General features: G+C 70.7%; 12 protein-coding genes and 1 pseudogene. 7 read left to right on the top strand and 6 right to left on the bottom strand.

The window, feature by feature from the left end; translation table 11 throughout:
* Position 1: 1 nt before the first annotated feature.
* Entirely contained in the window at positions 2–409 is a 408-nt protein-coding gene (locus AC3IPY_RS00380; RefSeq protein WP_489188387.1) for a RidA family protein, read from the top strand.
* A gap of 72 nt (positions 410–481) precedes the next feature.
* Complete coding sequence (locus AC3IPY_RS00375) at positions 482–895, top strand: nitroreductase/quinone reductase family protein (RefSeq protein WP_489186019.1); 414 nt, start codon at positions 482–484, stop codon at positions 893–895.
* 50 nt (positions 896–945) lie between these two features.
* Here AC3IPY_RS00375 and AC3IPY_RS00370 read toward each other — a convergent pair whose 3' ends face one another.
* A complete protein-coding gene (locus AC3IPY_RS00370) occupies positions 946–2589 on the bottom strand; it encodes an FAD-dependent monooxygenase (protein WP_489186018.1) in 1644 nt (547 codons plus the stop codon).
* A 147-nt stretch (positions 2590–2736) separates the two neighbouring features.
* Between AC3IPY_RS00370 and yiaA the strand changes: the two genes are divergently transcribed.
* Together yiaA and AC3IPY_RS00360 are read left to right on the top strand one after the other, a co-directional pair.
* Positions 2737–3225, top strand: coding sequence for an inner membrane protein YiaA (gene yiaA, locus AC3IPY_RS00365; RefSeq protein WP_489186017.1), 489 nt, complete (start codon positions 2737–2739; stop codon positions 3223–3225).
* A pseudogene (locus AC3IPY_RS00360) lies at positions 3218–3991 on the top strand (cation diffusion facilitator family transporter); the annotation flags it as partial. The gene yiaA and the pseudogene AC3IPY_RS00360, both read left to right, overlap by 8 nt.
* Here the strand turns inward: AC3IPY_RS00360 and AC3IPY_RS00355 are convergent.
* The 3 genes from AC3IPY_RS00355 to AC3IPY_RS00345 form a co-directional block, all read right to left on the bottom strand.
* A complete protein-coding gene (locus AC3IPY_RS00355) occupies positions 3928–4353 on the bottom strand; it encodes a hypothetical protein (protein ID WP_489188441.1) in 426 nt (141 codons plus the stop codon). The pseudogene AC3IPY_RS00360 and the gene AC3IPY_RS00355 sit on opposite strands and share 64 nt — an antisense overlap.
* Positions 4354–4412: 59 nt before the next feature.
* Positions 4413–5231, bottom strand: coding sequence for a DNA/RNA non-specific endonuclease (locus AC3IPY_RS00350; RefSeq protein WP_489186016.1), 819 nt, complete (start codon positions 5229–5231; stop codon positions 4413–4415).
* A 120-nt stretch (positions 5232–5351) separates the two neighbouring features.
* Positions 5352–6458 carry a phospholipase D-like domain-containing protein gene (locus AC3IPY_RS00345; protein ID WP_489186015.1) on the bottom strand — a complete coding sequence of 369 codons (1107 nt, stop codon included), beginning with the start codon at positions 6456–6458 and terminating at the stop codon, positions 5352–5354.
* 365 nt (positions 6459–6823) lie between these two features.
* Between AC3IPY_RS00345 and AC3IPY_RS00340 the strand changes: the two genes are divergently transcribed.
* The 3 genes from AC3IPY_RS00340 to AC3IPY_RS00330 all read left to right on the top strand — a co-directional run bounded on the left by AC3IPY_RS00340 (position 6824) and on the right by AC3IPY_RS00330 (position 9630).
* Positions 6824–7291 carry a hypothetical protein gene (locus tag AC3IPY_RS00340; RefSeq protein WP_489186014.1) on the top strand — a complete coding sequence of 156 codons (468 nt, stop codon included), beginning with the start codon at positions 6824–6826 and terminating at the stop codon, positions 7289–7291.
* Between the two features lie 379 nt (positions 7292–7670).
* Positions 7671–9032: a pyridoxal phosphate-dependent decarboxylase family protein gene (locus AC3IPY_RS00335; protein WP_489188385.1), complete on the top strand. Its 1362-nt coding sequence runs from the start codon at positions 7671–7673 to the stop codon at positions 9030–9032.
* Between the two features lie 127 nt (positions 9033–9159).
* Positions 9160–9630: a DUF805 domain-containing protein gene (locus tag AC3IPY_RS00330; RefSeq protein WP_489186013.1), complete on the top strand. Its 471-nt coding sequence runs from the start codon at positions 9160–9162 to the stop codon at positions 9628–9630.
* A 133-nt stretch (positions 9631–9763) separates the two neighbouring features.
* Here the strand turns inward: AC3IPY_RS00330 and AC3IPY_RS00325 are convergent, their stop codons facing one another.
* Positions 9764–10252 (bottom strand): hypothetical protein, encoded by a 489-nt coding sequence (locus AC3IPY_RS00325; RefSeq protein ID WP_489186012.1) that lies wholly within the window; start codon positions 10250–10252, stop codon positions 9764–9766.
* A gap of 218 nt (positions 10253–10470) precedes the next feature.
* Positions 10471–12801, bottom strand: coding sequence for an LLM class flavin-dependent oxidoreductase (locus tag AC3IPY_RS00320; RefSeq protein WP_489186011.1), 2331 nt, complete (start codon positions 12799–12801; stop codon positions 10471–10473).
* Between the last annotated feature and the right edge of the window lie 62 nt (positions 12802–12863).

The following is a 12863-nucleotide window of genomic DNA, read 5'->3' as shown; positions in this document are numbered from 1 at the left end:
CGTGTCCAGCGCAGTCCGACTCATCCGGTCCGATTCACTCAGTGACGTCGCCCAGTACGCGTACGCGGCGACCGCGCCGAAGGAAGCGCGATTCATCTTCCTGGCCGGTGCCTGCCCGCTCGAGGATGACGGATCCATTTCCGCCGTCGGCGACTACGCCGCCCAGGCCGCACGGTGCATCGAGACGATGAAGGGGGCGCTCGATGCGGCCGGGGCAGGAATCGAAGACGTGATCAGCACGCGCGTCCTGGTCGCATCCTCGAAGCGATCGGATCTCGCGACCGTCTGGGATGTCGTCCGTGACGCTTTCGGCGATCACGATGTGCCGAGCACGCTGCTCGGCGTCACGGTGCTCGGATACGACGACCAGCTCGTGGAGATCGAGGCGATCGCAGCGGTCATCGACTGACGGGTGCGGAGCGGTCGGAGAATCCCGGCCGATTCCGGAAGAAACCGGGGCACTCCCGCGTTGATCGGTTCCATGGGTTGGAATGATGACGTCATCGAGAAGTTCCGCAGCAGCAAGGGCACCGAGAACTATTGGGGTCCGAAGCTGGTCATCCTGCATTCGATCGGAGCGAAGTCCGGCGAGACGCACCTGAATCCGGTCGTCGGCTTCCGCGACGCGCACGGGTGGCGGGTGGTGGCGTCCAAGGGCGGCTCACCCGAGAACCCCGCGTGGTACCACAACCTGCGGGCGAACCCGTCGTTCGAGATCGAGGCTCTCGTCGACGGCGAGGTCGTCACGGTGCCGGTGACGGCGACCGAGATCACGGGCGACGCGTGGCGTGAGGCGTACGACGCGATCGTGGCCGAGGAGGCGCAGTTCGGCGAGTACCTCGAGAAGACCGACCGCCGCATCCCCGTGCTGCAGCTCACCCCTCGCGCCGACTGAACGCCTGACGTCGCGGCATCGCGCCGGGCGCGACATCCGCTCGCTCGGAATCACGCGCCCGCGACTCGCGCCCGCGCCGCAGCGAGCGCGGCACCCGTTCCGGGCGAAGGCACCTCGGCCACGATGAAGCCGTCGCGGCGCACGAGGTACACGCGGTCGCGTCGCAGTCGACCGTGCTGGTCGGCGTCGAACGCGTGCCCGTCGACGCCGAGCTCGCCGGCGATGCGACGCACGGCGCGCTCGGGCACGCCGTAACCGTGCAGCTGCCAGCGCATCGAACGCAGCACACCGAAGTTCGAGCCGCTCCAGGGCAGTCGAAGCCCGAGCAGGCCGTCGTCGCGACGAGCAGACGCCGCGCCCGAGACATCCGGCAGTCGATAGCGGATGCGCGTCTGCGAGACGAAGCCGAACGCGCGCGGCAGGCCGACGAGGCGCGGGATCAGCCGCACCGCCGCCGGGCCGATCGCCGGGATCACCCGCGACCGCACGAATCGCGCGCGCGTCGTGTCGCTCGTTACCAGCCCGAACAGGCGGTCGGTCGTCTCGACGAGGGTCTTGCCCACCGGGCGGCGCTCGGCTTCGTAGCGCTCGAGCCGCGACTCCGGCATGCCGTCGACGAGCACGTCGGCGAACGCGCAGGCGAGGTTGTGCGCGTCCTGCAGGCCGGTGTTCATGCCCTGCCCGCCGACCGGCGAGTGGATGTGCGCGGCATCGCCGACCAGGAAGCACGGACCCTCGCGGAATCGCGCCGCCAACCGGTGGTGCAGTCGATAGGTCGTGAACCAGGCGGACTCGTCGTACTCGACGCCGAACTCCCGGCGGAATACTGCGCGCGACTCCGCTTCGGATGCCTCACCGTCGGATCCGAGGTCGTCGTCGCGCACCACGCCGATGAGGCGCGCGCGATCGCCGCCCATGCCGAACCCGAGCATGAGGTGCCGCTCGGTCACGCGCACGTTGATGGCCTGCGCCTCGATGCCGCGAGTGCCGATCGCGTCGGCGAGCGTGAAGGTGAACGCGTTCGTCTCGCCCTCGAACGGGATCTCGAGTTCGCGCCGCACCGTCGAGCGCGCCCCATCGGCGCCGACGCAATACCGCGCGCGCACGGTCACGGTCTCGCCGTCACCCGTCGAGAGCGTGGCCCGGGCGGATGCCGCGGGCCGGCCCTGCTCGGGCGCCTCTGCGTCTGCGTCGCTCGTCTCTGGCGGCTCGTGTGCCTCGGGCTTCTCGGGCTTCTCGGGCGTCTCGGGCGTCTCGATCAGTAGTCGTTCGAGCCGGTGGCCCCACCGCACCTCGCGCCCGAGTTCGCCGAGCGCCTCGATGAGCAGGCGCTCGTTGGCGGACTGCTCGAACACGGTGATCTCGGAGTACGGCGTCACGTCGCGTCCGGCCAGCGCGAGGTCGATGCGGCCGAGCTCGCGCCGCCCTGCGCCCGGGATGAACGTGGTCGCCGGCGAGCGCTGCGCGAGCACTCGGTCGACGAGGCCGAGCTGGTCGTAGAGCTCCATCGAGCGCGCCTGCACGACGAGCGCGCGCGACTCCCGGGTCGGGCCGTCCTTGCCGTCGACCACGATCGCGTCGACCCCGAGACGGGCAAGGCACAGGGCGAGCATGAGGCCGCTCGGCCCGGCTCCGACGATGAGCACGTCGGTCGTGTGTTCGGTGGATGCGTCGGCTTCAGCGGGCTGCGCCATGCCTCAACCTTCGCACCGAGTGGCGGCGTAGCCAAGAGGCCCTCTCGAGCCGTGATGCCCACCGATAGGGTTCCTGTAGCTCGACGGCTGCGCTGCGGCTCTGAGCTGCAGCCCTGCATTCCGACCCGACCAGAAGGAACAGCCGTCATGACCCAGTACCGCACCATCAAACCCTCGCCGGCATTCATCGGGGCGTCTTGGTTGGCTCTCGCCATCGGCATGGGCACGTTTCTCATCTCCCTCTTGAACGCCGGCATGGAGCTCAACGAGAAGGGGTACTATCTCGCCGTGCTGCTGCTGGGCCTGTTCGCAGCGATCTCCGTGCAGAAGTCGGTGCGCGACCGTTCCGAGGGGGTCCCTGTCACGAACATCTACTACGGCATCGCCTGGTTGATGCTCGCGGCCGCCCTCGCGCTGCTCGTCGTCGGACTCATCAACGCCGGCAGCATCTCGATCAGTGAGAAGACCGTCTACGGGGTCTGCTTCGCTCTGTCGCTCTACGCCGTGGTCGCCATCCAGAAGAACGTGCGCGACCTCGCGGCTGCCGAGGGTGAGGGCGAAGTGCCGGTCCCTTCGGCCTCCTCTCAGCCCCGTGTCCTGACGAGCTCGAAGGCTCCTGACGAGGTGCGTGGCTGAGGCTGCAGACGCCGCCGCGCACAACCCGCTCTCGCATGACGCGGCACCACGGTGCCAGACTCGAGCCGTGGGGGACACGGAATCCGGCGACACGACACCGCCCGGCACGACTGCGCCGCCCGCCAAGGCCGCGCCGCCAGGCGACTCGCTCGTCACGGTGATCGTCGCGCTCGTCGTGAACGCGCTCATCGCGCTGGCGAAGTCGGTCGCGGCGGCGCTCACGGGCTCCGCGTCGATGGTCGCCGAGGCGGCGCACTCGTGGGCGGACACCGGCAACGAGGTGCTGCTCGTGATCGCCGAGCGCCGGTCGGCGAGGCCGGCCGATGCGAGGCATCCGCTCGGCTACGGCAAGGACGCGTACATCTGGTCGATGTTCGCCGCGTTCGGCCTGTTCACGGTCGGTGCCGCGGTGTCGATCCAGCACGGCATCACCGAGCTCATCGACCCCGAGCCGGCGAGCGACTACGGCATCGCGTACGCCGTGCTCGGCCTCGCCTTCGTGCTCGAGGGCGTGTCGTTCATCCGCGCCTACCGGCAGGCGCGCACCGACGCGCAGCGACGACGCGTCGGCACGCTGCACCACGTCTCGCAGAGCTCGGATCCGACGCTGCGAGCGGTCTTCGCCGAGGACGCCGCGGCGCTCATCGGCCTCGCGATCGCGTTCGTCGGCATCCTGCTGCACCAGGTCACGGGCTCGCCGGTCTACGACGCGATCGGCTCGATCGCGGTCGGCGTGCTGCTCGGCGTCGTCGCGGTGCTGCTCATCGGCCGCAACCGCGCGTTCCTCATCGGCGAGGCCGTGCCCTCGAACGTGCGCTCCGACATGATCGGCGAGCTGCTCGCCCTGCGTCGGTCGATCGCGTGTCGTTCCTGCACATGGAGTTCATCGGCCCGGGGCGGGTGCTGCTCATCGCGGCCGTCGACCTCGTCGGCGATCGCAGCGAAGCGGATGCCGCGCGCGAACTCCGAAGTCTCGAAGCCGTGCTCGAGCAGAACGCCATGGTCGAGCTCGCCTCGCTCACCCTCGCGGCACCTGGCGGGCCGGCCCTGCAGCCCCACCCACCCGACGTCACTCGACCAGACCCGCCGAGCGCGAGCGAATACGACGAGTGCGCGGGCCGATTGCACGCGCACTCGTCGCATGTGCTCGCGCTCGGCGGACAGCCCCGGATTCGCCGCCGCGACGCTCAGAGCACGATGTCGGATGCCTCGCCGAGCCGGCGCCATCCCGCGGCCGCCACGGACTGCGGCAGCACGTCGGCGTCGACGAGGTCGGGCATCGAGAGCCCGGTGGCGGCCGCGATGTCGGCGATCGGCACCTGGAACGTGCGGAACGGTCCGAGTGGCGGCACCTCGCCCGGCGCGGGCGCCGCGATCTCGCTCGTGTCGACGAGCGGCGACTGGTCGAGCACGAACCCGGCGGCGGCGAGCTCAGCGGGTTCCGTCGAGGACGAGGAACGGTTCCACGCGGCGATCTTCCAGAACCGCAACGGCACGCGGATGCCACGGTACGGCGGGTCGTCTGCCCCGAGAACCGGGGCCGTGAACACGCTGAGCCGCAGCCGGTGCGCCTCGGCATGCTCGAGCACGTGGTCTTCGAGACCCAACCAGAGCTCTGGCGACTGGTTGAACCCGCCCGCCTGCGGCGCCGCGTTCGTGAAGTGGAAGGTGTCGCTGTTCGCCCGCGCGGCGACCTCTGGCGTGCCCCACACCGGATCGCGGCGGCGCACGAGGTGCCCGCGGTCGAGCGGGTTCGCGGCGTAGACGGCCGGGCCGGTCTGCCAGTCTTCGGGCACCCGCTCGTCGTAGCGCCAGTCGTCGCCCCGCGGCACGTCGATGAGCGACGCCCCGTCGATGTTCACGCCCGTGACCCGAGCGAGGCGCCGCGCCGAATCGAGCACCACGGTGAAGTGCACGTAGTCGAGACAGACGGATGCCGCAGCATCCGCTTCGCTCACTCGCGGCAGTGCCGCGCCGATGCCGAGGAAGCGTTCATCGAAGCCCATGCGACCACTCGATCACACGCCGCCGACATCGCTCAATCGCCGATCGAGTAGGCCGCCCGCGGCCGTATCGAGATCCTTGCGCGCCAGGGTCTCGATACGCTTCGCTACTCGACCGACGAGTCAGACCGCGATCGGCTCGGCGAGGTCGTGGATGATGCGGTCGATCTCGGTGAGGGCGTAGCCGGCGAGCGTGCGCTGCGCGACATCCGCCTCGGTGCCCGCCGGCTCCTCGAGGTCGCCGATCACGACGATGTTCTCGTCGTTCAGGTTGTTGGCGGGCGCCGTGTAGTTGAAGCTGCCGACGATGAGCATGCGCTCGTCGAGCACCATGAGCTTGTGGTGCAGCTTGCGCACGCCGGTGCCGAGCTTCGTGGCGTAGAGCTCGACCGACCCGCCGGCGAGGCCCTTCGTCGCCGCCCACTTGGCCGCACCCTGCCCGCGGTCGAGCACGCCGCGCATGCGGGACACGAGCGGGCGCAGGCGGATCATCGTGTCGTCGATGCCCGACGACTGCGCGAACGTGAACATCGCGAAGTCGATCGACGAGCGCGCCTTCAGCATCTGCTTCATGATCTCCATCTCGGGGCCGTGCCTCGGCGCGAAGAGCGGCTTGATGCGCACCTTCGGCAAACCGAACTCCCTGGGCTTGGGCTCGACGCGCTCGTGCAGGTCGCCGAACGTGCCCGACCGCATGCGCTCGAACTCGCCGAGGTACTCGGTCGCGGCTCGCTGCCCGCGCAGCACGACGACGTGGTTCAGGTTCTGCCCCTTTCCGACGCCGGATGTCGCGTTGGTGCCGGTGTCGGTGCGGGTGAAGTTCGTCGACCCGGTCAGCACGGCCGCGCTCGGCTGGCCCGAGTCGCGCACGATGAACTTCTGGTGGAAGATCTTCGGGTTCAGGTCGCTGACCACGTCGACCCGCGACTTCAGCAGGGCCGAGAGCAGGAACCGGTTCTCGTCGTGGGCGCCCGCGGCGGTCCACGGGTCGGCGATCGCCTTGTCCTCCGTGAGGTAGTCGCCCTCGAGAATGAGGCGCACGCGCACGCCCCGCCTGGTCGCGTCGACGATCGCCTCGGCGATGGGCCGCGAGTCGATCTCCTGCACGGCGATGGCGAGCGTGCGCTTCGCTCCCCCGATGAACTCCCGGATCGCGAGATCGAGGTCGTCGGGTCCGCCGACCGAGGTCGGCCCGAGGTACAGCTCCACTCCGCCGACGATGACCGACATGGCGCACGCCCTTCCTCGAGTGATGCTCATCTTCCACTCGTGGGGCGGATGCCGCGTCAGGGGTAGCACCGGGCGTCCGGTGCGTCGTCCTGCCGTCCGTTCGCTTCCCGCGACGTCTTCCGGGGTGGAGGTCGCTTCCCAACATGCCTCCAGGCCGGAAGACGTCGCGGGACCGAGGGATCTCGAGCATGGTGGCGTGTGCCATCCGATCGACGCTGAACGATTCACCGACCGGTTTCGTTGCGGCCGGGTCGTCACGAGTCCGCGGCGATCGCGCATCGGTTCCGCAACGACTCTCGTCGCGCCCGCACGAGCGCCCGCCGTCCCTGAGGATGGTGGCATCGACGAGGTATCCAGGAGGCGCGATGACACCGGCACACTGGAGCTCCACTCGGGCCAGGCGGCTCCTCGGCGTCGGCGCGCTGTGCGCGGCCGTGTCATTGGGCGGCACGGGATGCGTCGCCGACAACCCGTTCATCGCGTGCACCGCGATCGGCTACTCCAGCACGGTCGAGGTCACGCTGGAGGGCACGGCGGCAGCCGAGGTCGACCGCATCGAGGTCTGCGGTGAACGCGGGTGCCTGCCCGGTAGCCGGGGCGAGACATCCGGCTCGACCTCCGAGCTGGATCCCATGTCCACCAGGCTCGACGATGCGCACTGGCTCGTCGACTTCGTCGTCAGCGTCCCCGAAGAGGCGACGTTCGCGGCGTTCTCGGCCGACAACGCCCTCCTCGGCGAGACCACGTCCGAACTGGAGTGGCGACGCGTCGGCGGCACGGAAGCCTGCGGCGGCCCCCATGAGGCCGGACCCGTGGTCATCGAGGTCGGCTGAGCCCGCTGCGTCGGCCGAGACGGCGACACCCCCGATCGAGTGGGCGATCTTTGCGATGATCGGCGCGATCCACCGCAAAGATCGCCCACTCGATTGCCGAGGCGAGCCGGGCAGGTCTCGAGAACGCCCGACCGGCGCTTCGCCGAAAGCCGTCGCCGCGCGCGCAATCGTGTCTTTGCGCCGCGCACAACGCAGAATAATTGCGCCCGATTCACACCTCACGCGCGATATTGCACATCACCCCGTCCGTGTGCGACGCTGCTCTGAGATCGTGACGATGCGCGATCCGAAGGGAAACACCATGACCACCGACCGTCGCACCGACGTTGACGCCGCACGCGCGCACGCAGCCCAGGCCGCGCAGGGCGACCCCACGCGCATGCACGCCATCACCGACGAGACCGAGTCCATCGTCGACCTCGTGCTCGACTACTCCCGTCGCCGCATGCTGTCCGAAGACACCCCCCTCGACAAGCCCTTCTCGCCCGCCGAGCTCAACCGCCTCGCCGGCCGCACCATCGACGAGCAGGGCATCGGCGCCCGCCGCGCCCTCGCGATCTTCGAGCACGTGCTCGCGCCGGCCTGCATCACGACCGACCACCCGCAGTACCTCTCCTTCATCCCGATCGCGCCGACGAACGCGGCGAGCGCCTTCGACCTCGTCGTCTCGGCATCCGCGATCTACGGCGGATCCTGGCTCGAGGGCTCGGGCGCCGTGCACGCCGAGAACGAGGTGCTGCGCTGGCTCGCGAACGAGTTCGGGTTCCCGGCGACCGCCGGCGGCGTGTTCGTGCAGGGCGGCACGCTCGGCAACCTGTCGGCGCTCGTCGCCGCCCGCGAGAGCGCCCGCGCCCGGCTCGCGGCGGCCGACCCCGAGGCATCCGCCCCCCGCTGGAAGGTCGTCTGCAGCTCGGAGGCGCACTCCTCCATCGCCTCGGCCACGCGCGTCATGGACGTCGACATCGTCGCCGTGAAGCCCGGCCCCGACGGGCAGTTGCGCGGCGACGCCGTGCGCGCCGCACTCGAGGAGCACGGGGCATCCGTCTTCGCCGTGGTCGCCACCGGCGGCTCGACGAACTTCGGCATCGTCGACGACATCGCCTCGATCGCGGCGCTGAAGGACGAGTACGACTTCTGGCTGCACATCGACGGCGCCTACGGGCTGGCGGCGATGCTCTCGCCGGTCGCGCGCGACCGGTTCGCCGGCGTCGAGCGGGCCGACTCGGCCATCGTCGACCCGCACAAGTGGCTCTTCGCGCCGTTCGACGCCTGCGCGCTCATCTATCGCGACCCCGAGGCGGGTCGTCGTGCGCACACGCAGCACGCCGAGTACCTCGACACCCTCACCGAGACGCCCGAGTGGAGCCCGAGCGACTACGCGATCCACCTGACGCGGCGCCCGCGCGGCCTGCCGATGTGGTTCTCGCTCGCGACCTACGGCGGCGGCGCCTACCGCGAGGCGATCGGCTCGTCGCTGCAGCTCGCGCAGGACATCGCCGACGAGATCCGACGACGCGACGGCTTCACGCTCGTGCGCGACCCTCAGCTCTCGGTCGTCGTGTTCGAGCGCGACGGCTGGACCCGCGAGCAGTACGCCGCCTGGTCGGCGAAGCTGCTCGACGACCAGCACGCGTTCGTCACGCCGAGCTCGCACGGCGGCCGCCCGAACACGCGCTTCGCGATCGTGAACCCGCTCACGACGTTCGAGCAGCTCACCGCGATCCTCGACACGATGGGGTGACGCGCGCACGCATGGGCGTCGGGAGGCGCGGGCACCACTCCCCCTTCCGCGCCCGCGGTCGGTGCGCCATGATGAGGCGGCGGCCGGCGAATCGGCCCGCCACCCCCGACGACGCCTGGAGGACCCCTTGACCTACGCCCCCGCCCCGCAGCCGGCCGCCTCCGCCGAGCCGCCCCTCTCGCAGCCCCTCTACGGTGCGTCGTTCGGTCAGGCGATCAAGCGCTTCTTCACGAAGTACGCCACCTTCTCGGGCCGCGCGAGCCGCAGCGAGTACTGGTGGTGGCAGCTCGCGTACGCGATCATCGGGGCGGTGCTCTACGGGCTGCTCATGGTGCTCGGGTTCTCGGGCGCGACGTTCGATTCGGTCACCGGCGCCTCGCAGCCGGGCCCGCTGTTCGGCCTGGGCGTCGCGATCTTCGCCATCTGGGGGCTCGCCGTGCTCATCCCGAGCCTCGCGCTGATCTGGCGCCGCCTGCACGACACGAACCGCTCGGGCGGCTTCTACTTCCTCGCGCTCATCCCGTTCGTGGGCGGCATCATCCTGCTCGTCTTCACGCTGCTCGAGTCCGACCCGGCCGGCGCGCGCTTCGACGCCTGACCTCGCCTGATCGACCGGGGTCGCTCCCACCGGTTGCGCGGGGGTTTCCGTTCGCGCGCCGGGTTTCCGCCTGAACGGAGACGCCGGGCACGAACGGAAACACCGGGCACCGGGCGCGACCCCGACGCCCGAATCAGGCCGCCTCGGGCCTGCGGAACACCCGGCGCATGTGGTCGCTGTCGAGGAAGTCGGCGATGCCGATGAGGATCAGACTGAACACGATCTGCTCGGTCACCATCCAGAACGGGAAGAGGCCGGGAATCGCCGCCATCACGAGCGTCACGACCGGGAAGATCTTGCTGAACAGCCGCAGCCGCGAATACGCCCAGCGGTAGCCGCGCTGCGCCCGCCAGGCGAAGTAGAAGAGCGTGACGGTCATGCCGAGCACGATGAAGATGCGCATCCACACCGGGAACGCGAGCGCGACCCCGTTGGCGAACAGCACGATCGCGACCACGAGCGCGGCCAGCCCGAGCACGACCTCGACGCCGAGCAGCCAGGTGATCCACGTGAACGCGCGGCGGGTGCGCGGGTGCGCGATGAGTTCGGGGTCGGCCTTCACGCCCGCGTCGCGCCCGCCGGCGATGCGATCGAACTTCAGCAGCATCGGCTCGAGATCCATCGGCCCCCCTCACACCCGAGCCTATTCGGATGCCCCGGGGAGGGCATCGATCGGAAGTTCGATCGCCCGAGGCATCCGTCGCCCTCCCGGGTGTTTCCGTTCGCGCGCAAGGTTTCCGCCGGCACGAAGACATCGGGCGCGAACGGAAACACCCGCGCGACCGGCCGGGCCGCGGCATCCGGAACCGATGGAACCGAGCGGATGCCGCGACGCGACGCCTATGCGATGTTCGCGTTGTCGCGGAACACGTTGTCGGGGTCGACCCGCCGCTTGATCTCGCGCAGGCGCTCGAGCGTGGCGGGCGGATACGCCGCCGCGACGTGCTCCGCGCCGACCTCGGTCTCGAAGCTCAGGTAGGCGCCCGCCATGTGCGGGGCCATGAGCTCGGCCCAGCGCTCGTTGGTGCCGTGGCGCGGCGAGCCCATCGCCGACACCGAGAACTCGGCCTCGCGGTGGGCGAATGCCGTGGCGTCCGACGGCACGTCGTGCACCGCACCGCCGACCGCGCGCAGCTGGAAGAAGTACGTCGCGCCGCTCTCGAGGAACGCCGCGGCATCCCGCGCGAACTCGGGCGTGATGCCGCCGATGAGCCCCGAGCGCGCCAACGGCTCGCCCTGGCCGGCATGCGTCGTGTCTGCCGCGTTCGAGATGACGGCCTCGTACGTCGTGAGCCGCACCTCCTGGCCGACGAGCGGCGCGACCTCGGCGAGCGGCTGCAGGCGCGCGAGGATCGTGTCGGGGTCGGCCGAGTCGATGACCGCCATGACCTGGGCGATCGGCGGTTGCCCCGGGCGCGCGCCGCCCATGAGGAGGAAGCTCGTGAGGTCGCGCGGCGAGTCGACGACCCAGTCCCCCCATGCCTGCAGGAATCCGGCGGTGTCGCTCGCGTCGAAGGCGAGCTGCGCGAATCCGACCTCGCCGACCTCGTCGACCTCGAACTCGAAGGCGGTCGCGATGCCGATGTTGGCGCCCGCGCCGCGGACGGCCCAGAAGAGGTCGGGATGCTCCGCGGCATCCGCTCGCACGATGCTGCCGTCGGCGAGCACGAGCTCGACGGCCCGCACGTGGTCGATCGTGAGGCCGTGCTCGCGCACGAGCCAGCCGATGCCGCCCGCCGTGGCGAGGCCACCGACGCCGACTCCGCCGTAGTCCCCCGACGAGAGCGCCCAGCCGTGCGGGGCGAGGAAGGCGGCGACGTCCATCCAGCGCGCGCCGGCCTCGACGCGCACGAGCCGGCGCTCGGCATCGAGCACGCGCAGTTCGCGCATGCCCGAGAGGTCGATCACGATGCCGCCGTCGTTCGTCGAGCGGCCGCTGATGCCGTGGCCGCCGCTGCGCACGCCGAGCGGCACGTCGGGGTTGCGGCGCGCGAACGCGAGGGCATCGGCGACCTCGGCCGGCGTGGTCGGCTGCAGCACGATGCCGGGCGATCCGCCGCGCATGTACGTCGACTTCACGCGCGAGTAGCCGGCGTCGCCCGGCTCGATCGCCTTGGCCGCGAGTGAGGCCGGCACCGCGTCGTAGTCGATGCCGTCACGGCGCTTCGCGCGCACGGTCGAGCTGCGCACCTCGCCGACTCCCCCGAGGCCGCCGGCACCGAGCCCGCCGCCACCTTCGAGCAGACCGCCGCCCGAGGCATCCGCCCCCGCCCCCGCCCTGCTCGCCAGCTCGGCCGCGACCGCCTCGCGCAGGGCCGGCGCGACCTCCTCGGCGAAGTGCACGATCGTGCCCGGGTCGTCGCTCGCGAGGATGAACGTGCCGATGCCGTCCTCGAGCACGAGGGCCAGCAGCTGCTCGACCCACTGCTCGGCGGGCCCGTCGAGGAACCCGCCGCCCCGGCCGCTCGTGAAGCGGCCGTTGACGTTCAGCAGGCGGCGGATCTCGCGGGGGTCGCGGCCGGCGCCGATCGCGGCCTCGTCGATCGTCTGGTTGCCACGGGCGAGATCGCCGGGCTGCAGGTATGCGTACGAGGGCAGCCATCCGTCGCCCTTGCGGCCGATGAGGCGGAGCATGCGCGGCTTCAGCGCACCGATCCAGATCGGGATGTTGTGCGCGGGAGCCGGGCCCCGCTTGGCCCCGTTCACGTGATGGTAGGTGCCGTCGACGACGAAGCGTTCGCGAGCATCGACGTCCCACGTGCCTCGGATCACGTCGATCGCCTCGGAGAGCGCGTCGACCGCCTGGCCGGCGGTGAGGTGCGGCCCGCCCATGGCCGCGATCGGATCCCAGAAGCCGCCGGCCCCGAGCGCCAGGTCGAACCGGCCGCCCGAGAGCAGGTCGAGGCTCGCGGCCGCGCGGGCGAGCACGGCCGGCGGGCGCAGTGGCACGTTCGTCACGTTCGCCGCGACATGGATGCGCTCGGTGCGTGCCGCGACCCAGGTCAGCAGCGTCTGCGTGTCGTGGAACGCGGGCTGGTACGGGTGGTCCTGGAACGTCACGAGGTCGTAGCCCGATGCCTCGCTGAGCTCGGCCAGACGCACCGCCGCCTGCGGAGGGTCGTGCCTCGGGGTGATGAAGGTGCCGAACCGCAGGTCGTGGCCGTAGTGCATGGTGCTCCCATCTCGTCTGCCCCTCGACTCTGCCGCACCCGGGCGCTCGGCGTCGAAACGCT

The sequence above is a fragment of the Agromyces sp. GL_144 genome (assembly GCF_057834305.1).
Note: the sequence above shows the minus strand (reverse complement) of the source record. Positions and strands in the feature narration are given on the sequence as shown.